The following is a 21,840-nucleotide window of genomic DNA, read 5'->3' on the forward strand; positions in this document are numbered from 1 at the left end:
ATCAGTTCAAATCCTCACGGGCAAAATCTCGTCACACCAGGCACTTCTTTACTTTCATCGCACTGCGTGTAGCGGTGACTTGACGGTACGTTCCATTAATTCCGGCAAGTCGCCCATGCCTCACATGACGCCTCAGACGCGCGAAAGGCGCTTCAGGAGCAAGGCGGACGCGACCGGCCTCGCCCCCGCCTTCGCCACCCCGTCGGCGACTTCGCGGTCGGTGGAGACCACGACGACGGGTCTGCCCGGCGGTTCGGCGCGCGCGAGTTGCCGGATCAGCTCGTCCGCGGTCACCCCGGCCTTGCTGAACAGCACCCGGACTCCACGTGGCGGCGCCAGCAGGACCGGTGCGGCCAGCTCGGCGCCGTCGAAGACACAGGTCATCTCGGCACCGGTCTGGGCCGCGAGGACCGAGAGCCCGCCCAGGAGGCGCAACCGCTGCTTCTCCAGCGGCATCTGCGGATAACCGGTCTTCGTGACGTTGTAACCGTCGACGATCAGATGGGCCTGCGGCAGGGCGAGCAACTGGTCGAGCAGCGCCGGGTCCGTCTCCGAGAGCGCCCTGGCCGCGATGTCCTTCGGTGACATCCGGCCGGGTTCCACCGCTTCGACACCGTCGGCGGGCCGCAGCGAGGAGGGCGGCAGGGCCAGTTCCCTGCGGAGCCCCTGCGCCGCGTCGAGCACGGTGTCCAGGAGCAGCCGCAGCCGCATGTCCTCTACCGAGCGGCCCTCCCTGGCCGCCCGGCGGCCCGCCTCGACGGACGCCTCCGCCTCGGCCAGCCGCGCCTTGAGCCGGCGGGACTCGCTCTCGGCGACGGAGACCTGGGCCGCCGCCTCGGCCCGGACGGTGTCGGCCTCGACGCCGGCCTTGCGCAGAGCGGCCTCCCCGCGCTTCACCTCACTGAGGGCACTGCGCAGTTTGCGGTGCAGGGAGTCGGTCTCCTTGCGGGATGCCTCCAGCTCCGCACGCAGCCGTTCGGTGTCGGACCTGGTCTGGCCGCGGGCGCGGTCGAGCTCTTCGCGCAGCCGCTCGAGCTCGCGCCTGGTCTCCTCGTCCACCCGCTCGGCGTGCGCCCGCTGGGCCTCTTCGCCCGCGGCAGCCACCAGCTTGACCCAGCCGGCCGGACGCAGCACATAGGCGGCGGCGGCCACATCGAGGGGGTCGGCGGCGGCCGGCGGCGCACCGGACGTGAGCGCGTCGGCCAGCGCCGGCTGGGTCTGGGTGATCCGCTCACCGATGCGCCGACGGAACGCAGGGTCGCCCTCCAGGGCCGCGGCCATCGCGTTACCCGCGAACTTGGCCCGCCTGTTGGGGGTGAAACGGGCGTACTGGCGGAGCTGGGACGGGAGTTCGCCGACGGTCAGCCCGCCGAACGCCTCCGAGACCAGTGCCACCACCTTGCGGCGTACGCCCTCGGGCAGCGGACGGTCGAGCGACTCCGCGGTGCCGTCGGCCGCGTCGGCCGGTCCGGCGCCGCCTGTCGGCTGCTCCACCATCCATCACCCCAATATGTCTGTCCGCACGGCTCCGTCAGGAGCCGGCACCAGGCCGGTCGACCAGCTCGATCTGGTCCACGGCGTTGCACCAACGACAGCGCACCGACTCGATGGTCTCACTGACCACCTCGCGCTCCTCGACACTCGACTCCCCGGCCAGGTCGAGATGCACGTACTCCACGACCTTCGAGGAACGGGTCACATCGAAACGGGTGAGATTGCCGCAGAGCGTGCAGCGCCAGCGGGTCCCGTCCGTCGGCTGGGGAACCGTCGTCATCGTTGCGTCCTCTTTCGTCGTTCGTCGAGCCCTGTGCGTGCCCAGGTCTTCGATCTCGCGGTGCGCCGTCGAACTGCGGATGTCCTGCCGCAACCCTACGGCCTCGCGCATACCTGTCGGCACGGCGAGGCGGTCTGCCCTGTTCTCGACGGGTGCGTCATGCTCTGTACGTGATCGATTGGCGGGAAGTCGGCTGGCGGGAGCGAGCCAGGGAACTGGGAGCGGCGGCCGCGGCGGGGGGCGCCCCGGTCACGTACGGACTCATGGCCCTGTGCTGCGCGGTGTTCCTGACCAGCCCGCTCTCCGGGTTCAACCCCGCCTACGGTGCCGGGGACGCGCTTTTGGCCGCGCAGGCCGGGTACTTCGAGCGGTGGGGTGTGATTCCCGACGAGCTGATGGAGGGCTCCGCCCGCACGGCCCTGACCCCACTGACCGCGCTCTTCGTGCACGGAAGCTGGCTGCACCTCCTGGGCAACATGCTCTTCCTCTACGTGTTCGGCGCGATGGCCGAGGAGCGCATGGGCCGGACCGGGTTCGCCCTCTTCTACGTCGCGTGCGGTTACTTCGCCCTGGTGGCCTACGCGGTGGTGCACGCGGATTCCGACCAGACGCTGGTCGGCGCGTCGGGCGCGATCTCCGCGGTGCTCGGCGCGTTCCTCTACCTCTTCCCCAGAGCCCGTGTCACCAGCCTCTTCCCCTTCCTCTTCTTCCTTCCGCTGCGCTTCCCCGCCTGGATCGTGCTCGTGTTCTGGTTCGTCCTGCAGTGGCTGGCGGCCCAGAGGGCGGGCAGCGGCCCGGGCGTGGCGTACCTCGCGCACGTGGCGGGTTTCGCGGCCGGGTTCCTCTACGCCTGGGTGCGGTTCCGGGGTATTAAGGTGAAGTCTCCAGCCACGGCCACTGAGGGAGAAAGCCAGCCGTGATCACCGCGATCGTGCTCATCAAAACCAGCGTGGACCGGATTCCCGAGATCGCCGAGGCCATCGCCGCGCTGGACAGTGTCAGCGAGGTCTTCTCGGTCACCGGTACGTACGACCTGATCGCCATGGTCCGGGTGGCCCGGCACGACGATCTGGCCGATGTCATCCCGGGTCGGATCAGCAAGATCCCGGGCGTCGAGGGTACCGATACCCACGTCGCCTTCCGCACGTACTCGCAGCACGACCTCGAGGCGGCCTTCGCCATCGGTCTCGACGGCTGACACGGCCTACGGCTCCGGCCGGGGACGGGGCGGGACGCCTCCGTCCCCGGCCGGAGCCCTGTCCGGACCGTTCAGACCTGTGCGACGGCGCCGCGGTCGGGCACGCACCGGCCCTCCTCGGTGCGGTAGCTCCAGCGGGCACCCTTGCTCACCAGCTCCCGGACCGCCCCCAGGAACCGCTCGATGTGCTCGTCCGGCGTGCCGGCTCCGAAGCTGACCCGGATGGCGTTCAAGGACCTCTCCCCCGGGGCGGCCTCCGGCGCGCCGCATTCACCCGGCTCCTGCGGCTCGCTGCCCAGCAGGGTCCGCACCAGCGGGTGGGCGCAGAACAGTCCGTCGCGCACCCCGATGCCGTACTCGGCGGAGAGCGCGGCGGCGAAGTGCGAGCTGTTCCACCCCTCGACCACGAAGGAGATGACGCCGACCCTCGGGGCGTCGTCACCGAACAGGGAGAGCACCTTGACGTCAGAGACCTCGGCGAGGCCCTCGCGGACCCGGGTCACCAACTGCTGCTCCCGCGTGACCAGCCGGTCGAACCCGGCCTCGGTCAGCGCCTTGCAGGCGGAGGCGATGGAGTAGACACCGATGACGTTGGGCGATCCGGCCTCGTGGCGGGCCGCGGTGGTGTGCCACTCGACGTCCACTCCGCCGTCGGTGCGCCGGGCGACCTTGCGGGAGGCGCCGCCGCCCGCGAGGTACGGCTCCGCGTCCACCAGCCAGTCGGCCCGGCCCGCGAGGACCCCCGAGCCGAAGGGGGCGTACAGCTTGTGTCCGGAGAAGGCCACCCAGTCGACGTCCAGTTCGGTGATGTCCACCGGGTGATGAGGCGCCAGCTGAGCCGCGTCGAGCACGATCCGCGCCCCGTGGGCGTGGGCCGCGGCCGCCAGTTCCCTCACCGGCCACAGCTCACCGGTGACGTTGGACGCGCCCGTGACGCAGACCAGCGCGGGGCCGTAGGGCTCCCGGTCGGCCAGGGCCCGCTCCAGCGTGGCGACCGCCTGGTCAGGGGTGCGGGGGGCGTCGAGGCAGGTCACCCGGGCGTCGCGCCAGGGCAGCAGCGAGGCGTGGTGCTCGGTCTCGAACACGAACACCTGGCAGTCGGCGGGCAGCGCGGCGGCCAGCAGGTTGAGGGAGTCGGTCGTCGAGCGGGTGAAGACCACCTGGTCGTCCGCGCGGCAGCCGAGGAACTCCGCGACGGTCACCCGGCTGCTCTCGAACAGGTCGGTGGAGAGCTGCGAGAGGTATCCGGCACCGCGGTGCACGCTGCCGTAGTACGGGGCGTAGGCAGCCACGTCGTCCCACACCCGCTGGAGCGCCGGGGCGCTGGCCGCATAGTCCAGCGCCGCATACGTGACGTCTCCGCCCGTCACCAGCGGAACCGTGACATCAGCTCCCAGAACCGGCAGCGGGGCACAAACGGACTGGTCGACGGCAGCGGTGGAGACAGACATGGCGAACTCCCGTGAAAGGCAGGCGAGATCCTCGCGACGGCGATCCGACAGGACGCAGCGGCGCGGGAAGGAAAGAAGAAAGGGGTGTGCGGAGGAGGGCGTCGCGCCCTATCGCATTCGCTTGCTCACAAGAGGCTCCCTGGGACCAGGACCCCAAGGGGTGGCATACGACGATGCCGAGGGGCCCGCGCTTGCCACAGACCTCGCTGCCTGCGGCCTGGTCTTCACCCGGGGCACCCCGCCACGGACGGAGGGTTGCCGGACAGCGGGCCGGGGCCGTAGTCGCTGTCACTCATGACCTGCGCAGCATCTTGCCATACCCACGGCGACACGCAAGGGCGCAGTCCGCGATGCGGACCGCGCCCCAGGTTCTCCCGGTCCGGTTCAGGCGTTACTGGATGCCACCCAGCGCTCCAGCGCCCGCTTGGCCGCACCCGAGTCGATCGACTCGGCGGCCCGTGCGATCTTGGCGGCGAGCTGCTCGTCGAGAGTGCCCTCGCCCGGGTCCAGCGCGACCAGCGCGGCAGCGGAGTTGAGCAGCACGGCGTCACGTACGGCGCCGGTCTCCCCGTCGAGCAGCCGACGGGCCACATCCGCGTTGTACGAGGAGTCCGCGCCACGCAGCGCCTCGACGGGAACCAGGTCGAGGCCGACGTCCCGTGGGTCGAAGGCCTCCTCGCGGACGGTGCCGTCGCGGACGATCCAGACCCGCGACGTGGCCGTGGTGGTCAGCTCGTCGAGGCCGTCGTCGCCCCGGAAGACGAGCGCCGAATTCCCCCGGTCCGCCAGCACGCCCGCGACGATGGGCGCCATCCTGGGGTCGGCGACCCCGATCGCCTGCGAGCGCACCCGGGCCGGGTTGGTGAGCGGGCCCAGAATGTTGAAGGTGGTCTGCGTGCCGAGTTCCTTGCGCGCCCTGGCCGCGTGCCGCAGGGCGGGGTGGAACTTCACCGCGAAGCAGAAGGTGATGCCCGCTTCCTCGGCGACGGCGACGACGCGCTGCGGCGTCAGTTCGAGATTGACGCCGAGCTTCTCCAGCACGTCGGAGGCGCCGCTCGCCGACGAGGAGGCGCGGTTGCCGTGCTTGACGACCTTCGCGCCCGTCCCCGCGACGACGATCGCCGACATGGTGGAGATGTTGACCGTCTTGGCCATGTCGCCGCCGGTCCCCACGATGTCGACCGTACGGCCGGGCACATCGATGGTGTGGGCGTGTTCGTACATGGCGCGGACGAGTCCGGTGACCTCGTCGACGGTCTCGCCCTTGGCGCGCAGCGCGATCGCGAATCCGGCGATCTGGACGTCCGTGGCCTCGCCGCTCATGATGCGGTCCATGGCCCACGCGGTGTCGTCCGCGCCGAGGTGCTCGCCTCGCAGGAGGGGTGTCAGCACGCCGGGCCAGGTCCGGGCCGCCACGCTGTCGCCGCCGTCCTGGGTCACCACGTTCATGGTCCGCTCCTGGGGGTCCACAGCCGATACAAGGATGCCTCCCACCCTATCCAGGCCCCGGGGCAGCGAAGAGCCCCGTCCATCGGATGGACGGGGCTCCCGCTGTGGCGGTCAGCTGAGGTGATCAGTGGTGGCCGTGGCCGCTGGTGATCTCCTTGTACTCCTCGGCAGTGGGCTTGGCGATCTGGTTGTTCTCGCCGTAGTAGCTCTTGCTGAGCCTGGCCCGCAGCCTCTGCAGCGCCGACGGCTTGCGCTGGACACCGTTCTTGTCGACCGTCGGGCCGAGCTCGAGCGGCTTGTACTGCTCGTGCGCCGTGAGCGTGTGCAGCTGCTCCTGGCTGAGCGGCTCGTGGATCTCCACGAACTCACCGTGCGGCAGGCGCTTGATGGTGCCGGACTCGCGTCCGTGCAGCACCTTCTCCTTGTCGCGGCGCTGGAGGCCGAGGCAGATCCGCCGGGTGACGATGAACGCGAGGACCGGGCCGACGAAGAAGGCGATCCGTACGAACCAGCTGATCGCGTTGAGCGACAGGTGGAAGTGGGTCGCCCAGATGTCGTTGCCGCCGCCGATCAGCATGACGAAGTAGATCGTCACCCAGGCGACACCCAGCCCGGTGCGGGTCGGAGCGTTGCGCGGACGGTCCAGGATGTGGTGCTCGCGCTTGTCGCCGGTGATCCACGACTCGATGAACGGGTAGAGCGCGAGCGCCCCGAGGACGACACCGAACAGCACCAGCGGGATGAGCACGCCCAGGACCAGTGTGTGGCCCCAGAGGTTGATCTCCCAGCCGGGCATCACACGGACGAAGCCTTCCGCGAAGCCCATGTACCAGTCCGGCTGGGCGCCCGTGGACACCTGGTCGGGACGGTACGGGCCGAGCGCCCAGATCGGGTTGATCGTGGCGATCGCGGAGAGGATCGCGATGAAGCCGAAGACCAGGAAGAAGAAGCCTCCGGCCTTGGCCATGTACACCGGCAGCAGCGGCATGCCGACGACGTTCTTGTTCGTCTTGCCCGGGCCGGCGAACTGCGTGTGCTTGTGGAAGAAGACCAGGATGAGGTGGCCGACCACGAGCCCGAGCATGATGCCCGGCAGCAGCAGGATGTGGATCGAGTAGAACCTCGAGATGATGTCCGTACCGGGGAACTCCCCGCCGAACAGGAACATCGAGATGTACGTGCCGACGATCGGCATCGACAGGATCGCGCCCTGTGTGAAGCGCACACCCGTACCGGAGAGCAGGTCGTCCGGGAGCGAGTAGCCGGTGAACCCGGTGAACATACCGAGCACGAACAGCAGGAAGCCGAACAGCCAGTTGATCTCACGCGGCTTGCGGTACGCCCCGGTGAAGAACACCCGGAACATGTGCACGAACATGCCGGCGAGGAAGATGATCGCGGCCCAGTGGTGGATCTGGCGGACCAGCAGACCACCGCGGACGTCGAAGCTGATGTCCAGCGTCGAGGCGTAGGCCGCGGACATCCGGATGCCCTGCATCGGCTCGTACGAGCCGTGGTACACGACCTCGTTCATGCTCGGGTTGAAGAACAGCGTCAGATACACACCCGTGAGGATGATGATGATGAAGCTGTACAGGCAGATCTCACCCAGCATGAAGGACCAGTGGTCCGGGAAGATCTTGCGCATGTTGGCCTTGGCCAGGCCGTAGATGCCCAGCCGGCCGTCCGCCCAGTCGGCCACCCGCTCACCGGCGGGCGCCTTGCGCTGTGTTTCCGTCGCAGTACTCATCCGCGCTCCCAGAAGGCAGGACCGACGGGCTCTTCGAAGTCACCGAGCGCCTCGAGGTTGCCCTCGCTGTTCACGCCGATCTGCAGCTGCGGAAGGGGGTGACCGGCCGGACCGAAGATGACGCGGGCGCCGTCGGAGAGGTCGAAGGTGGACTGGTGGCACGGGCAGAGCACGTGATGCGTCTGCTGCTCGTACAGGCTGATCGGGCAGCCGACGTGGGTGCAGATCTTGGAGAAGGCCACGATTCCCTCGTGGGCCCACTCGCGCTCCCGCGGGTCCTTGATGTTCTCCGGCTCGATGCGGATGATCATCAGGGCGGCCTTGGCGATCTGCGTCTGGAAGTCGTGCGCGTCCTCCTCCAGGCCCTCGGGCATGGCGAAGGTCAGCGAACCGACGACGACGTCCTCGGGACGCAGCGGCTCCATGGTGTTCATGTTGACGAGCTGCTTGCCCTTGGCCCACATGGTCTTGCGGAGCTTCTTCTCCGGCAGCGGACCGAGGTCGCGCAGCAGCACCACACCGGAGAGCGGCACCAGGGCCAGCGCACCGAACATGGTGTTGCGGATCAGCTTCCGCCGCCCGATCGCGGACTCCTGGGCACCGGCCGCGAAGTCGGCCATGACCTTGGCCTTGACCTCAGGCGTCGCCTCGATGGCGTGCCGGTCGTCGGCGACCTCCACGTCGGACATCAGGGTGCGCGCCCAGTGGACGGCCCCCGCGCCGATGAGGAAGAGCGCCAGGCCCAGGGTCAGACCCAGGGAGAAGTTCAGCGCGCTCACGTGGCCGAACGGCCAGATGTAGACGATCTTGTCGACCGGGAAGATGACGTAGGAGGCGATGAAGCCGACCGTCGCCAGCATGGACAGCGTGAACATGAAGGCGACGGCTCGCTCGGAGCGGTTCGCGGCCCGTTCGTCGATGTCCTGGATGCGCGGCTTGTGGGCCGGCAGCCCCGGGTCGGCGAACGGGTCGCCCGCACCCTCTACCGCGCCGTGCGCGGTGCCCTGCTCTACCGGCAGGTTCTCTTCTGGAATCTGTTGGCTACTCATGACTTCTTGGCCTTAGCGGTGTGGGCCGCGACCCATACGGCGATGGCGATCAGGCCGCCCAGGCCGAAGATCCAGCCGAAGAGACCTTCGCTGACGGGGCCGAGACCACCGAGCGCGAGCCCGCCGGGGCTCTCGGAATTGTTGCCGTTGACGGTCTGGACGTACGCGATGATGTCCTTCTTCTGCTGCTCCGGCATGGTGCTGTCCGGGAAGGAGGGCATGCTCTGCGGGCCGGTCTGCATGGCCTCGTAGATGTGCTTCGGGCTCACGCCTTCGAGGTCAGGGGCGAACTTGCCTTCCGTCAGCGCACCACCCTTGCCCGTGAAGTTGTGACACTGCGCGCAGTTGTTGCGGAACAGGTCGCCGCCCTTGGCCACGTCCGCGCCCGCGGGGTCGACCTGGCTTTCGGTCGGCGTGATCGGACCGGCGCCCAGGGACGCGACGTATGCCGCGAGCTGGTCGATCTCGGCCTGGGTGTAGATGACCGGCTTCTTCGGGACCTGGGCGCCCGGCTGCTGAGCCGGCATACGTCCGGTACCGACCTGGAAGTCGACGGCGGCGGAGCCGACGCCCACGAGGGACGGCCCGTCGGTGGTGCCCTGACCGCCGGTTCCGTGGCAGCTTGCGCAGCCCACGGTGTAGAGCTTCTTGCCCTCGTCGATGGCGAGGGACTGGGCGGTTTCGTCGGCCTGCGCCTTACCCGCAGGCGCAAACGCGGCGTACAGCCCCCCGGTAGCCGCCAGCGCGAGGAGTAGTACGACGACTGCCGCCAGCGGATGGCGTCGTCGTGCGGAGAGCTTTTTCACGGATTACCCCGGTGTCAGGATCTTCTGCGTCGATGGTGGGTGGGTGCGAACCCGGTTACTTGATCATGTAGATCGTGGCGAACAGACCGATCCAGACGACATCGACGAAGTGCCAGTAGTAGGACACGACGATGGCCGCGGTGGCCTGTTCATGGGTGAATCTCGAGGCCGCGTACGTCCTGCCCAGGACGAGCAGGAAGGCGATGAGACCGCCTGTCACATGCAGACCGTGGAAGCCGGTCGTCAGGTAGAACACCGAACCGTACGGGTCGGAGGACAGCGAGAGACCCGCTTCCTTGACCAGCTCGGTGTACTCGAGGACCTGACCTCCGATGAAGATCGAACCCATCACGAACGTGATGATGAACCAGGTGCGGAGCTTCTTCACATCGCCCCGCTCCGCGGCGAAAACGCCGAGCTGGCAGGTGAGAGAGGAAAGCACCAGGATCGTGGTGTTCGTCGCCGAGAACGGGAAGTTCAGATGGTGAGCCATCTCCTTCCAGTGATCGGGTCCCATCACCGATCGCAGGGTGAAGTACATCGCGAAGAGGGCCGCGAAGAACATCAGCTCGGAACTCAACCAGATGATGGTTCCGACGCTGGTGAGGTTCGGCCGATTGACCGACGGGTGCGCGTGCCCGGTTTCTACTGTCGTTGCTGTCGCCACGACCGACATTATGTCGGTCGCTTATCCCGCCCTCACTCCCGGGGGTGCCGTTCGGTGTGTCAGAGCCGTGTGTCCTCACCGAACGGCCCATCGAATCGCTGTCCTTACCGGTGCTGACAGGCAGTCCGCCGGAGTACGATCCGCCCATCGGTTCATGCCCGGAGAGCCCCGAAGACACAGACGTCACGGAGGAACAATGCAGCCGACCGCCACGGTCCTGGTCTACAGCGACGACGCCAACACCCGTGAGCAGGTGAGGCTGGCAGCCGGGCGCAGGCCCGCGGCGGACGTCCCACCTGTGGAGTTCCTGGAGTGCGCGACCCTGCCGGCCGTCCTGAGCGCACTGGACCGGGGCGGTGTCGACGTCTGCGTGCTGGACGGTGAGACGGCCCCTGCGGGCGGTATGGGCGTCTGCCGGCAGATCAAGGACGAGATCTTCGACTGCCCGCCCGTGCTGCTGCTGATCGGGCGCCCGCAGGACGCCTGGCTGGCCACGTGGAGCCGCGCGGACGCCGCTGTGACCCATCCGGTCGACCCCGTGGGCTTCGCTGACGCCCTGGCCTCCCTGCTGCGCCAGAGGTTGTCCGTGGGGGCCTGAGGCCGAGTGGCCCCGCGCCCCTGCGCGGTGTCCTGCCGGGGCCCGGCTCGTTCCCGGCCGGATCAGACCTGGGGGCGCAGCCGCGCCGCCTGGACATCGGTGCCCGTGGCCGGCGTGGCGCCGCCGTGCAGGGCGCTGCCCTTCTGCCAGGCTTCCCATGACAGGTTCCAGTCGCCGAAGCCGTTGTCGAACGGCGTCATCATCTCGCCGTCGCTTCCGACGACCTCGACGATGTCGCCCTCGCGCACGGTCTCGAAGAACCACTCCGCGTCGGCGGTGCTCATGCCCGTACAGCCGTGGCTGACGTTCGCGCTGCCCTGTGAACCTGTGGACCAGGGCGCCGCGTGGACGTACTCACCGCTCCAGGTGACCCGCGTCGCCCAGTAGACCGGCAGGTCGTAGGACTCCGAGGAGCCGGCGGCGATGCCGATGCTCTCGCCGCGCATACGTACGAACTGCTCCTTGGCGAGCACGACCTTGACGCCGTTGCGGGTGTCGAAGCCCGGTTTGCCCGTGGTGACCGGCATGGTGTTGATCACTTCGCCGTTGCGCAGAACGGTCATGGAGTGGGCCGCGGCGTCGGTGATCGCTTCTATGCGGTCGCCGGTGGAGAGCTTCAGGGGTTTCGCGGCGGCCCCGTAGAGGGCGTTGGTGACCTTTATGCCCTTCAGGTTGCTGCGGATGTCGATGCTGGCGTCGGCGGGCCAGTACTCCTGGGGGCGGTAGTGCAGGGTCTTGGCATCGACCCAGTGCCAGGATCCCGTGACGGCGGGTGCGGACCGGACCTGGAGCCCGCGTTCCACGGTGGCTCTGGCGGCCCTGTCGGTGACCGGAGCGCTGAGTTCCGCCGTGAGGGGCTGTCCGACGCCGTAGGTGCCCGCCTGCGGGCCGAAGGTGACCTTCAGGAACTTCTTGGCCGAGGTCGTACCGAAGGCGTACGTGAGGCGGCCAGGAGCGCCGTCGCCGTTCTCGGTCGAGACCTTGACGGTGTAGCGGGTGCCGGCCGCGAGCGGGGTGGTGGAGTGCCACCGCTTGCCGTCGGCGTCGAGTTCGCCCGCCAGATGGCGTCCCTCGGTGTCGACGGCCGTCACATCCGTGACTTTCGTGTCGTCGTCCTTGACGGTGACTTCGAGGGGCTTGTCGGGGTCGGCCTTCTCGCCCTTGGACGGGCCGTTGAAAGAGACCAGGTCGGCTGCGTCGTGGGACTTCAGCGACAGCGGATGACCGTCGGGCTCGCCACAGGCGGTCGCACCTGCGACCAGGGTCACGACCAGCAGAGTGCAGCTCACTACGGTGCGGATGCGCGGCGTGTGGTTCATGCACCCACGCTAAGAAGATTCATCCGATCCAGCGCGTTCAGTGACTGCAAACGGGGGCCCGGCCCGCTCGTTGCTGAGCGGGCCGGGCCCCCGTACGGGTGCGACATGTCCTGTGCGGGCGTGTCCTACTGGGTGCGGTTCTCGCCCCGGTAGTACTCGAAGACCCAGCCGAAGAGGCCGATCAGGAGCAGCGGGGCCGAGAAGTAGGCCAGCCACCAGCCGAAGACGACGGCCATGAACAGGAAGGCGCCACCGATGGCCAGCGAGAGCGGCTGCCAGCTGTGCGGGGAGAAGAAGCCCACCTCACCGGCTTCGTCCGCGACGTCGGCTTCCTTGTCGTCCTGGGCCATCGCGTCGACCCTGTTGGCCGTGAAGGCCAGGTAGAAACCGATCATGATGGACAGCCCGAAGGCCAGGACCAGTGCGGTGGTACCGACCGGCTCCTTGGACCAGACGCCGTACGTGACGGCCATGGCCAGCATGAAGACGCTCAGCCAGATGAAGAGCTTGCCCTGGATCTTCACTTGCCGTCCTCCTTGCCGCCGACGAGGACCTTCTCACCCTCGGGCAGGTGATCCAGCTGCTCGAGCGCCGCGATCTCCGGGTGGTGCAGATCGAACGCCGGGGATTCGGAACGGATCCGCGGCAGGCTGAGGAAGTTGTGCCGCGGCGGCGGGCAGGACGTCGCCCATTCGAGCGAACGGCCGTAGCCCCAGGGGTCGTCGACCTCGATCTTCTTGCCGTACTTCGCGGTCTTCCAGACGTTGTACATGAACGGAAGCATCGACAGTCCGAGCACGAACGAGGAGATCGTCGAGATCGTGTTCAGGGCGGTGAAACCGTCGGCCGCGAGGTAGTCCGCGTAACGTCGCGGCATGCCCTCGGCACCCAGCCAGTGCTGCACCAGGAACGTGCCGTGGAAGCCGATGAACAGCGTCCAGAAGGTCATCTTCCCGAGCCGCTCGTCCAGCATCTTGCCGGTGAACTTCGGCCACCAGAAGTGGAAGCCGGCGAACATCGCGAAGACCACGGTGCCGAAGACGACGTAGTGGAAGTGCGCGACGACGAAGTACGAGTCGGAGATGTGGAAGTCCAGCGGCGGCGAGGCCAGGATCACGCCGGTCAGACCACCGAAGGCGAAGGTGATCAGGAAGCCGACCGACCAGAGCATCGGTGTCTCGAAGGACAACGACCCCTTCCACATCGTGCCGATCCAGTTGAAGAACTTCACACCGGTCGGCACCGCGATGAGGAATGTCATGAAGGAGAAGAACGGCAACAGCACGCCGCCGGTGACGTACATGTGGTGTGCCCACACCGTCACGGAAAGGCCGGCGATGGCGATCGTCGCGCTGATCAGACCGACATAACCGAACATCGGCTTGCGGCTGAACACCGGAATGATCTCGGAAATGATTCCGAAGAACGGAAGAGCGATGATGTACACCTCTGGATGGCCGAAGAACCAGAAGAGGTGTTGCCAGAGCAATGCGCCACCATTGGCCGCATCGAAGATATGTGCGCCGAATTTCCGGTCGACCTCCAGCGCGAAGAGCGCGGCGGCCAGAACGGGGAAGGCCAGCAGGACCAGGACACCGGTCAGCAGGACGTTCCAGGTGAAGATCGGCATGCGGAACATCGTCATGCCGGGGGCGCGCATGCAGATGATCGTGGTGATGAAGTTGACCGAGCCGAGGATCGTGCCGAAGCCGGAGAAGGCCAGACCCATGATCCACATGTCGGCACCGACACCCGGCGAGCGGACGGCGTCCGACAACGGGGAGTAGGCGAACCAGCCGAAGTCGGCCGCGCCCTGCGGCGTGAGGAAGCCGGCGACGGCGATCAGCGAGCCGAAGAGGTACAGCCAGTACGCGAACATGTTCAGCCGCGGGAACGCCACGTCGGGCGCGCCGATCTGCAGCGGCATGATCCAGTTCGCGAACCCGGCGAAGAGCGGCGTCGCGAACATCAGCAGCATGATCGTGCCGTGCATCGTGAACGCCTGGTTGAACTGCTCGTTCGACATGATCTGCGTACCCGGGCGGGCCAGCTCGGCGCGCATGAAGAGCGCCAGGAGGCCACCGATGCAGAAGAACGCGAACGAGGTGACCAGGTACATCGTGCCGATCGTCTTGTGGTCAGTGGTGGTCAGCCACTTGACGACGACACTCCCCGGCTGCTTGCGCCGCACCGGCAGCTCGTCCTCGAACGAGTCGTCTGCTGCCGCGGCACCCTGGGATTCATTGAGGATGCTCACAGTTTGTTCGTCTCCGCATTCCTGGCCGGGTCCGTCTGCTCGATGCCTGCCGGCACGTAGCCCGTCTGACCCTTCTCCGCCAGCTCCTTGAGGTGCTGCTGGTAACGCTCGGGAGAGACGATCTTGACGTTGAAGAGCATCCGGGAGTGGTCGACGCCACAGAGCTCGGCGCACTTACCCATGTAGGTGCCCTCCTTCTTCGGCGTGACCTCGAAGGAGTTGGTGTGGCCCGGAATGACGTCCTGCTTCATGAGGAACGGCACCACCCAGAAGGAGTGGATGACGTCACGCGAAGTCAGGACGAAACGGACCTTCTCGCCCTTCGGCAGCCACAGGGTCGGGCCCGGGTTGCCGTTCTGCGGGTTGCGCGTACCGGGGATGCCCACGTCGTAGACGCCGCCGGCGCCCTCGGGGAAGTCCTTGCGGTACTTGTCGGGGATGGCGTCGAGCTCCTTGGGGACCTCGCTGCCGGCGGAGGGCTGGCCCTCCACCTTCTCGATGTAGTTGAAGCCCCAGCTCCACTGGTAGCCGACCACGTTGATGGTGTGGGCCGGCTTCGGAGTGAGCTCGAGGAGCTTCGATTCATCGCGCGCGGTGAAGTAGAAGAACACCGAGACGATGATCAAGGGGACCACTGTGTACAGCGCCTCGATAGGCATGTTGTACCTGGTCTGCTGAGGTACCTCCACCTTGGTCTTGCTTCGCCGGTGGAAGATGACGCTCCACAGGATCAACCCCCAGACAAGGACGCCCGTGGCGAGCGCTGCCGCCCACGAGCCCTGCCAGAGGGAGAGGATCCGAGGGGCCTCTTCCGTTACCGGGGTGGGCATACCGAGGCGGGGGAAATCCTCCCAGTTGTATGAACAACCGGAGGCCGTCGCCAGGACCAGGCCCGCAGTCAGCACCTGCGGCAGCTTCCGCCGCATCGGGCGCCGCGACGAGCGGTCGGAGCCGTTGGGACTCACGTAGCGCCTTCCCGAGAGTCTCGCCCGCACGGTCGGCGCGCCCGTCTCACTTGGTCGGTCGCCGGCCCTGACGCGGGCAGGGGTTTGGATGTTTATGCGGACCAAACCCTACTGGACGCTATTTGGGGTCGCGCGGGGAGGGTGCCCAACGCGCCGCACGACACCCCGAAGGGATGGAATGCACGCCTCCGGCCGCCATCTGACGCCCCCTCTCCCCCGTGGCACAGCGGCCGGTCTCCTGACCACGCCCCCGCGCGGGCTAGCGTGACGGTGTGCCCTACTTCGATGCGGCTTCCTCCGCGCCCCTGCATCCCGTCGCCCGCCAGGCGCTGCTTGCCTCACTGGACGAGGGCTGGGCCGATCCCGCCCGGCTCCACCGCGAGGGGCGGCGTGCCGCGCTGCTGCTGGACGCGGCCCGGGAAGCCGCGGCGGAGGCCGTCGGCTGCCGTCCGGACGAGCTCGTCTTCACCTCGTCCGGCACCAGGGCGGTGCACTCGGCGATGGCCGGAGCGCTTGCCGGGCGTCGGCGCGCCGGCCGCCATCTGGTCCTCTCGGCCGTCGAGCACTCCTCACTCCTCCATGCGGCCGCGGCCCTGGAGTCCGAGGGCGGCTCGTTCACCGAGGTGGCGGTGGACCGTACCGGGGCGGTGGATCCGGGGGCATTCGGCAGGGCCCTTCGTGGGGACACCGCGCTGGCCTGTCTGCAGTCCGCCAACCACGAGGTGGGAACCGTGCAGCCGGTGGCGGAGACCGCCGAGGTCTGCGCCGAAGCAGGCGTGCCCCTGTTGGTGGACGCCGCCCAGTCACTGGGCTGGGGGCCGGTGCCCGGCCGCTGGTCGCTGCTGGCCGCGAGCGCCCACAAGTGGGGCGGGCCCGCCGGGGTCGGCCTGCTCGCCGTGCGCAAGGGGGTCAGGTTCGCTCCCCAAGCCCCCGCCGACGAGCGGGAGTCGGGCCGGGCCGCCGGCTTCGAGAACATCCCGGCCGTCGTGGCGGCTGCGGCATCGCTGCGAGCGGTGCGCGAGGAGGCCGAGGCGGAGGCCGCGCGGCTGCGCGCCCTGGTGGACCGGATCCGAGCCGCGGTGGGGTCGCTGGTGCCTGACGCGGAGGTGGTGGGCGATCCGGTGCGGCGACTGCCGCATCTGGTCACCTTCTCCTGTCTCTATGTCGACGGAGAGACGGTGCTCCATGAGCTGGACCGTGCCGGCTTCTCCGTGTCGTCCGGGTCGTCCTGCACGAGCAGCACCCTGACACCCAGCCATGTCCTCAAGGCGATGGGGGTGCTCACGGAGGGGAACATCCGTGTCTCGCTCCCGGCCGGGACGACGGACGAAGAGGTCAGCGACTTCCTCGACGCACTGCCGGGCGTGGTGGCCGCGGTGCGGGAGCGGCTCGGCGCGCCCGCCTCGGCAGCCCCCTCCCCCACACCGCGGGACTCGCTCGTGGTCGACGCGCTGGGCAGGCGCTGCCCGATTCCGGTGATCGAACTCGCAAAGGTGATCGGAGAGGTACCCGTGGGCGGCACGGTGACGGTGCTCTCGGACGACGAGGCCGCCCGCCTGGACATCCCGGCCTGGTGCGCGATGCGCGAACAGGAGTACGTGGGCGAGGAGCCGGCGGACCGTGGCTCGGCCTATGTGGTCCGCCGGCTCCTCTGAGCCGGTCCGTGCCGCTGCCACACCGCACTCGGAGGCCGGCCCCCAGTCACCCGCGTCAACAACCCTGCGGGTCAATACACCTAGGAGAGGTGCTTCCTGACCTCGGAGGCCGCCTCGTCCCCGTAGGCCTTGGTGAAGCGGTCCATGAAGGTGGTGCGGCGCAGGGTGTACTCCTGCGTACCGACCGTCTCGATGACCAGGGTGGCGAGCATGCAGCCGACCTGGGCGGCTCGCTCCAGGCCCACACCCCAGGCGAGACCGGAGAGGAAACCGGCCCGGAAGGCGTCGCCGACGCCGGTCGGGTCGGCCTTGCGCTCCTCCTCGGCGCATCCGACCTCGATCGGGTCCTGGCCGGCGCGGTCGATGCGGACACCGCGGGCGCCGAGGGTGGTGACGCGATGGCCGACCCTGGACAGGATCTCCTCGTCGCTCCAGCCCGTCTTGGACTCGATGAGGCCCTTCTCGTACTCGTTGGAGAAGAGGTACGTCGCACCGTCGAGGAGGATCCGGATCTCCTCTCCGTCCATCCGGGCGATCTGCTGCGAGAAGTCCGCGGCGAACGGGATGCCCCGCGTGCGGCACTCCTCGGTGTGGCGGAGCATCGCCTCGGGGTCGTCGGCCCCGATCGAGACGAGGTCGAGACCGCCGACGCGGTCGGCGACGCTCTTCAGCTCGATCAGCCGGGCCTCGCTCATGGCACCGGTGTAGAAGGAGCCGATCTGGTTGTGGTCGGCGTCCGTGGTGCAGACGAAGCGCGCCGTGTGCAGGACCTCGGAGATCCGGACCGATCCGGTGTCGACGCCGTGCCGGTCGAGCCAGGCGCGGTAGTCGTCGAAGTCGGAGCCGGCGGCCCCCACGAGGATCGGCTGCGTGCCGAGCACGCCCATGCCGAAGGCGATGTTCGCGCCGACTCCGCCGCGGCGCACGTCGAGGTTGTCGACCAGGAAGGAGAGCGAGACCGTGTGCAGCTGGTCCGCGACCAGCTGGTCGGCGAATCGGCCGGGGAAGGTCATGAGGTGGTCTGTGGCGATGGAGCCGGTGACTGCGATACGCACGGGGAGGCTGCTCCTGCGGAAGGCGAAGGGAACGCGTGAGCGCGCCCTCCGGGACGGCGTGACAGTTCACGCTACCCGGTGGCGCCACCGTGCCCGAAAGGGCAAAACTACCCGATAGTAGGTCTTTCTACCTGGCCCTCACGTGCGTACGGTGCGGATATGTCGAACAACATCGTTCCCCGCGAGTCCGAGATGAGCCTGGCCGAGCTGCGCGGTGACTGCGCACGGATGGCGCCGCACTGGGTCGTGCCCGCGAGGACCGCCACGAAGCCGGTGGAGCCCTCCCGCATCCACGGCGTCACGGTGCCACCGTCCTCGGCCCGTCTGATCGACGCCATGTCCGACTACGGGGACTGATCCGGTCCGCCGGGCGGCTCCCCCCGCGCATTCGGTGGAACCACGCGCTCCCCTGGCCCGTCCCACCGGCGTCCCCGCCCCGGGGGCGGATGATGGGCCGGTGACGGCCAGGCAGCCGAAGGAGCGATCCGGTGAGCAGCGAGCGACCAGATGACGACGTGACCGGCCCCCGGCGGCGGCGTCCGCCGCTCGCCGTGGCCTCGGTGGCTGCGGCCGTGCTGCTGACCGGGGGCGGAGCGGCGTACTGGGCCTCGGCCGCCTCCGGGGACAGCGGTACGGAGGCCGGCCTGCCGGCCTCCGGGGGGAGTTCCCCTCCGCCGCTCGCGCTGGACCTCTCGGACAGTTCGTCGGCGCGGCCGCCGGGGATCGCACCCGGTGAACCCGATCCGCACGGCAGCGGGGTCGTCTACCGCGCCTCAGGCGCGCTGCCGGACGGCCCCGGCAGCGCCGCCGTCCGTCGCGCCGCCGGCACGGTGACCGCGGCAGAGGTGGCACGGCTGGCGAAGGCGCTCGGGCTGCAGGGCACGCCGCACACGGACGGCGCGGCGTGGAAGGTGGGCAGCGACGGCGACGGCTCCGGTCCGGTGCTGAAGGTGACCGAGCGGTCGCCCGGGACGTGGACGTTCGCCCGCTACGCCTCCGGCGGCACGGACGCGTGCGAGTCGCCCACGGTCTGCTCGAAGTCCGCGACGCCGGGCACCGGCACCGGCTCGCCCATCGGAGAGAAGGCCGCGAAGGCGGCGGCGGCGCCGGTCCTGAAGGCCGTGGGACAGGACGACGCCGCGCTCGACGCGGATCAGCTGATGGGTTCCGTACGTGTGGTCAACGCCGATCCCGTGGTGGGCGGGCTGCCGACGTACGGCTGGTCGACCGGGATCCAGGTGGGCGCCAGTGGTGAGATCGTCGGTGGCAGCGGGCACCTGAAGGGCCTGGAGAAGGGCGACAGCTATCCGGTGACCGGCGCGCACGAGGCGCTGAAGCAGCTGAACGCGAAGAGCGCGGGCGCCACGGGCTCCGGCACCGGCGGCTGCGCGACCCCCGTGCCCCTGGAGGGCGGCTCCGTCTCCCCGAAGGCCGACTGCGGCTCGAAGGGCGGGACCCCGCCGGCCACCATGTCGGTGGAGAAGGCCGAGTTCGGGCTCACCGCACAGTACGCGGACGGAGAGCGGATTCTCGTGCCCTCGTGGCTCTTCTCCGTGCGGCCCGAAGGGGGCGGCCCCGGGAACACGGTCGTCCAGGTCGCGGTGGAACCGGATCACCTGACGTCGGAGAGCACCCGGCCCGCTCCGGAACCCACCGGGAAACCGGACGGCTCGGGCACGGGGATCACCTCGTACAGCTCGAACGGCCGAACGCTGGAGGTGACGTTCTGGGGCGGCGTGTGCAGCACGTACACGGCCCGCGCCACGGAGGACGGCTCGACGGTGCGGGTCACGGTCGACGAGTCGGAGCCCGATCCCGGCAGGGCCTGCATCATGATCGCCAAGGAGCTGACCCGGACGGTGACGCTGGACGAGCCGCTGGACGGCCGGAAGGTGGTCGACGCCGGGTCGGGCGAGACGGTACCGCGCACCTGAGACGCGTATGCCAAGACGACAGCGGCGGCGTTCCCGGATCCGGGAGCGCCGCCGCTGTCGTACGACCTGGGTTCAGCTGAAGGAGTCACCGCAGGCGCAGGAGCCCGTGGCGTTCGGGTTGTCGATCGTGAAGCCCTGCTTCTCGATGGTGTCCACGAAGTCGACGGAGGCGCCGCCCAGGTACGGGGCGCTCATCCGGTCGGTGACGACCTTGACGCCGTCGAAGTCCTTCACGACGTCCCCGTCGAGCGAACGCTCGTCGAAGAAGAGCTGGTAGCGCAGGCCCGAGCAGCCGCCGGGCTGAACGGCGACGCGCAGCGCGAGGTCGTCCCGGCCCTCCTGCTCCAGCAGGGTCTTGACCTTGGCTGCGGCGGCGTCGGACAGGAGGATGCCGTCGCTCACGGTGGTGGTCTCGTCCGATACGGACATCTGCTTCTCTCCCGGGTTGTACGGACTGCTTGCCGACGGTCCAACCATCGGGGCCGCGGATTCATTCCGGGCCAGGCGCGTGTCTGTTCCCTTCATGCTCGCACACCACATGCGCCAGGGGATGCGTCACATCGACGCTATGGACATCGTCAAGCTGACATGAAGCGGTTATGATAGATAGCGTCAATTAGACGAAAAGGCGTTTCGCAAAAAGAAAGGGTGCGTGTCGTGACCACCGCCCAGCCCCTGGATGTCAAGCCGTCGCCCCTCGCCCTGCTGCTGCTCGGCCGTGAGGCCGACCCGCGGAGCGAGCGCGGGGTCGAATGCCCGGGCGACCTGCCCTCCCCGTCCGACCCGGACCTGGTTGAGCGTGCCCGTGCCGCCAAGGAGAAGCTCGGGGACAAGGTCTTCGTGCTCGGCCACCACTACCAGCGTGACGAGGTCATCCAGTTCGCGGACGTCACCGGCGACTCCTTCAAGCTCGCCCGGGACGCGGCGGCGCGGCCCGAGGCGGAGTACATCGTCTTCTGCGGCGTGCACTTCATGGCCGAGTCCGCGGACATCCTGACGGGCGACGACCAGAAGGTCGTCCTGCCGGACCTGGCCGCCGGCTGTTCCATGGCCGACATGGCCACCGCGGAGCAGGTCGCCGAATGCTGGGACGTGCTGACGGAGGCGGGGGTCGCCGACCAGGTCGTGCCGGTCTCGTACATGAACTCCTCCGCCGACATCAAGGCATTCACCGGCAGGCACGGCGGCACGATCTGCACCTCGTCCAACGCGAAGCGGGCTCTGGAGTGGGCCTTCGAGCAGGGCGAGAAGATCCTCTTCCTCCCTGACCAGCACCTCGGCCGGAACACGGCCGTGCGGGACATGGGGATGACCCCGGAGGACTGCGTCCTCTACAACCCGCACAAGCCGAACGGCGGCCTGACCGCAGAGCAGCTGCGCGACGCGAAGATGATCCTGTGGCGCGGGCACTGCTCGGTGCACGGGCGCTTCTCCGTGGAGTCCGTCAACGACGTACGGGAGCGGATCCCGGGCGTCAACGTGCTGGTGCACCCGGAGTGCAAGCACGAGGTCGTGGCCGCCGCGGACCAGGTGGGTTCGACGGAGTACATCATCAAGGCCCTGGAGGCCGCACCGGCCGGCTCCAAGTGGGCCATCGGCACGGAGCTGAACCTGGTGCGCCGGTTGGCGAACCGTTTCGCCGCGGAGGACAAGGAGATCGTCTTCCTCGACAAGACGGTGTGCTTCTGCTCGACGATGAACCGGATCGACCTGCCGCACCTGGTGTGGACGCTGGAGTCGCTGGCCGAGGGGAACCTCGTCAACCGGATCCAGGTCGACCCGGAGACGGAGAAGTTCGCGAAGCTGGCGCTGGAGCGGATGCTGGCGCTCCCGTAGCCCCTCTTGTCAGGGAGAAGGCCCCCGATGCCGCTGGGCGGCGTCGGGGGCCTTCTGTGTGGCTCTGCGGGCGGGTC

The 21,840-nt window shown here is 68.7% G+C and carries 21 protein-coding genes and 1 riboswitch; of the genes, 7 read left to right on the forward strand and 14 right to left on the reverse strand.

What is annotated here, in order from left to right:
* Positions 1-132: 132 nt before the first annotated feature.
* Both ACFYSH_RS21490 and ACFYSH_RS21495 read right to left on the reverse strand, forming a co-directional pair.
* The gene (locus ACFYSH_RS21490) at positions 133-1,494 is read right to left on the reverse strand and encodes an NYN domain-containing protein (protein WP_359475865.1); all 1,362 of its coding nucleotides are present in this window, start codon (positions 1,492-1,494) and stop codon (positions 133-135) included.
* Between the two features lie 37 nt (positions 1,495-1,531).
* The gene (locus ACFYSH_RS21495; RefSeq protein ID WP_356536793.1) at positions 1,532-1,774 is read right to left on the reverse strand and encodes a hypothetical protein; all 243 of its coding nucleotides are present in this window, start codon (positions 1,772-1,774) and stop codon (positions 1,532-1,534) included.
* Between the two features lie 170 nt (positions 1,775-1,944).
* Between ACFYSH_RS21495 and ACFYSH_RS21500 the strand changes: the two genes are divergently transcribed.
* Both ACFYSH_RS21500 and ACFYSH_RS21505 read left to right on the forward strand, forming a co-directional pair.
* Positions 1,945-2,694 carry a rhomboid family intramembrane serine protease gene (locus ACFYSH_RS21500; RefSeq protein ID WP_359475861.1) on the forward strand — a complete coding sequence of 250 codons (750 nt, stop codon included), beginning with the start codon at positions 1,945-1,947 and terminating at the stop codon, positions 2,692-2,694.
* On the forward strand, positions 2,691-2,972 hold the full coding sequence (locus ACFYSH_RS21505; RefSeq protein ID WP_359475858.1) for an Lrp/AsnC ligand binding domain-containing protein: 282 nt from the start codon (positions 2,691-2,693) through the stop codon (positions 2,970-2,972). The genes ACFYSH_RS21500 and ACFYSH_RS21505 overlap by 4 nt, the downstream gene beginning before the upstream one ends.
* A gap of 71 nt (positions 2,973-3,043) precedes the next feature.
* Here ACFYSH_RS21505 and ACFYSH_RS21510 read toward each other — a convergent pair whose 3' ends face one another.
* The 6 genes from ACFYSH_RS21510 to ACFYSH_RS21535 all read right to left on the reverse strand — a co-directional run bounded on the left by ACFYSH_RS21510 (position 3,044) and on the right by ACFYSH_RS21535 (position 10,153).
* Complete coding sequence (locus tag ACFYSH_RS21510) at positions 3,044-4,423, reverse strand: aminotransferase class V-fold PLP-dependent enzyme (RefSeq protein WP_359475855.1); 1,380 nt, start codon at positions 4,421-4,423, stop codon at positions 3,044-3,046.
* Positions 4,424-4,605: 182 nt separating this feature from the next.
* Positions 4,606-4,723: riboswitch (SAM riboswitch) on the reverse strand.
* Between the two features lie 84 nt (positions 4,724-4,807).
* On the reverse strand, positions 4,808-5,872 hold the full coding sequence (gene trpD / locus ACFYSH_RS21515; protein WP_359475852.1) for an anthranilate phosphoribosyltransferase: 1,065 nt from the start codon (positions 5,870-5,872) through the stop codon (positions 4,808-4,810).
* Between the two features lie 124 nt (positions 5,873-5,996).
* A complete protein-coding gene (locus tag ACFYSH_RS21520) occupies positions 5,997-7,622 on the reverse strand; it encodes a cytochrome bc complex cytochrome b subunit (RefSeq protein ID WP_359475849.1) in 1,626 nt (541 codons plus the stop codon).
* The gene (locus tag ACFYSH_RS21525; protein ID WP_359475846.1) at positions 7,619-8,671 is read right to left on the reverse strand and encodes a Rieske 2Fe-2S domain-containing protein; all 1,053 of its coding nucleotides are present in this window, start codon (positions 8,669-8,671) and stop codon (positions 7,619-7,621) included. Before ACFYSH_RS21525 ends, ACFYSH_RS21520 begins: the two co-directional genes overlap by 4 nt.
* The gene (locus ACFYSH_RS21530; protein WP_359475843.1) at positions 8,668-9,477 is read right to left on the reverse strand and encodes a c-type cytochrome; all 810 of its coding nucleotides are present in this window, start codon (positions 9,475-9,477) and stop codon (positions 8,668-8,670) included. Before ACFYSH_RS21530 ends, ACFYSH_RS21525 begins: the two co-directional genes overlap by 4 nt.
* Before the next feature lie 55 nt (positions 9,478-9,532).
* Positions 9,533-10,153: a heme-copper oxidase subunit III gene (locus ACFYSH_RS21535; protein WP_359475841.1), complete on the reverse strand. Its 621-nt coding sequence runs from the start codon at positions 10,151-10,153 to the stop codon at positions 9,533-9,535.
* A 187-nt stretch (positions 10,154-10,340) separates the two neighbouring features.
* Here ACFYSH_RS21535 and ACFYSH_RS21540 point away from each other — a divergent pair, with 187 nt between their 5' ends.
* Positions 10,341-10,742 (forward strand): hypothetical protein, encoded by a 402-nt coding sequence (locus tag ACFYSH_RS21540; RefSeq protein WP_351271621.1) that lies wholly within the window; start codon positions 10,341-10,343, stop codon positions 10,740-10,742.
* 62 nt (positions 10,743-10,804) lie between these two features.
* On the opposite strand, the gene ACFYSH_RS21545 is transcribed toward ACFYSH_RS21540, so the two are convergent.
* The 4 genes from ACFYSH_RS21545 to coxB all read right to left on the reverse strand — a co-directional run bounded on the left by ACFYSH_RS21545 (position 10,805) and on the right by coxB (position 15,283).
* Positions 10,805-12,061, reverse strand: a complete 1,257-nt coding sequence (locus ACFYSH_RS21545) for an Ig-like domain-containing protein (protein ID WP_359475837.1) — start codon at positions 12,059-12,061, stop codon at positions 10,805-10,807.
* Positions 12,062-12,186: 125 nt separating this feature from the next.
* Positions 12,187-12,585, reverse strand: coding sequence for a cytochrome c oxidase subunit 4 (locus tag ACFYSH_RS21550; protein WP_359475834.1), 399 nt, complete (start codon positions 12,583-12,585; stop codon positions 12,187-12,189).
* The gene (gene ctaD, locus ACFYSH_RS21555) at positions 12,582-14,318 is read right to left on the reverse strand and encodes a cytochrome c oxidase subunit I (RefSeq protein ID WP_359475831.1); all 1,737 of its coding nucleotides are present in this window, start codon (positions 14,316-14,318) and stop codon (positions 12,582-12,584) included. The genes ACFYSH_RS21550 and ctaD overlap by 4 nt, the downstream gene beginning before the upstream one ends.
* A complete protein-coding gene (coxB, locus tag ACFYSH_RS21560; protein WP_359475828.1) occupies positions 14,315-15,283 on the reverse strand; it encodes a cytochrome c oxidase subunit II in 969 nt (322 codons plus the stop codon). Before coxB ends, ctaD begins: the two co-directional genes overlap by 4 nt.
* 272 nt (positions 15,284-15,555) lie before the next feature.
* On the opposite strand from coxB, the gene ACFYSH_RS21565 reads away from it, so the two are divergent.
* The gene (locus ACFYSH_RS21565) at positions 15,556-16,938 is read left to right on the forward strand and encodes an aminotransferase class V-fold PLP-dependent enzyme (RefSeq protein WP_359475826.1); all 1,383 of its coding nucleotides are present in this window, start codon (positions 15,556-15,558) and stop codon (positions 16,936-16,938) included.
* Between the two features lie 80 nt (positions 16,939-17,018).
* On the opposite strand, the gene ACFYSH_RS21570 is transcribed toward ACFYSH_RS21565, so the two are convergent.
* Positions 17,019-17,993, reverse strand: coding sequence for a carbohydrate kinase family protein (locus ACFYSH_RS21570; protein WP_359475823.1), 975 nt, complete (start codon positions 17,991-17,993; stop codon positions 17,019-17,021).
* Between the two features lie 159 nt (positions 17,994-18,152).
* Between ACFYSH_RS21570 and ACFYSH_RS21575 the strand changes: the two genes are divergently transcribed.
* Both ACFYSH_RS21575 and ACFYSH_RS21580 read left to right on the forward strand, forming a co-directional pair.
* Positions 18,153-18,350 carry a hypothetical protein gene (locus tag ACFYSH_RS21575; RefSeq protein ID WP_359475820.1) on the forward strand — a complete coding sequence of 66 codons (198 nt, stop codon included), beginning with the start codon at positions 18,153-18,155 and terminating at the stop codon, positions 18,348-18,350.
* Positions 18,351-18,481: 131 nt separating this feature from the next.
* Positions 18,482-19,927, forward strand: a complete 1,446-nt coding sequence (locus ACFYSH_RS21580; RefSeq protein WP_388754457.1) for a hypothetical protein — start codon at positions 18,482-18,484, stop codon at positions 19,925-19,927.
* Between the two features lie 72 nt (positions 19,928-19,999).
* On the opposite strand, the gene erpA is transcribed toward ACFYSH_RS21580, so the two are convergent.
* A complete protein-coding gene (erpA, locus tag ACFYSH_RS21585; protein ID WP_033299961.1) occupies positions 20,000-20,356 on the reverse strand; it encodes an iron-sulfur cluster insertion protein ErpA in 357 nt (118 codons plus the stop codon).
* 219 nt (positions 20,357-20,575) lie between these two features.
* On the opposite strand from erpA, the gene nadA reads away from it, so the two are divergent.
* On the forward strand, positions 20,576-21,763 hold the full coding sequence (nadA, locus tag ACFYSH_RS21590; RefSeq protein ID WP_388754460.1) for a quinolinate synthase NadA: 1,188 nt from the start codon (positions 20,576-20,578) through the stop codon (positions 21,761-21,763).
* The last annotated feature ends 77 nt before the right edge of the window (positions 21,764-21,840 follow it).

This window comes from Streptomyces sp. NPDC005791 (assembly GCF_042871485.1).
GTDB lineage: Bacteria > Actinomycetota > Actinomycetes > Streptomycetales > Streptomycetaceae > Streptomyces.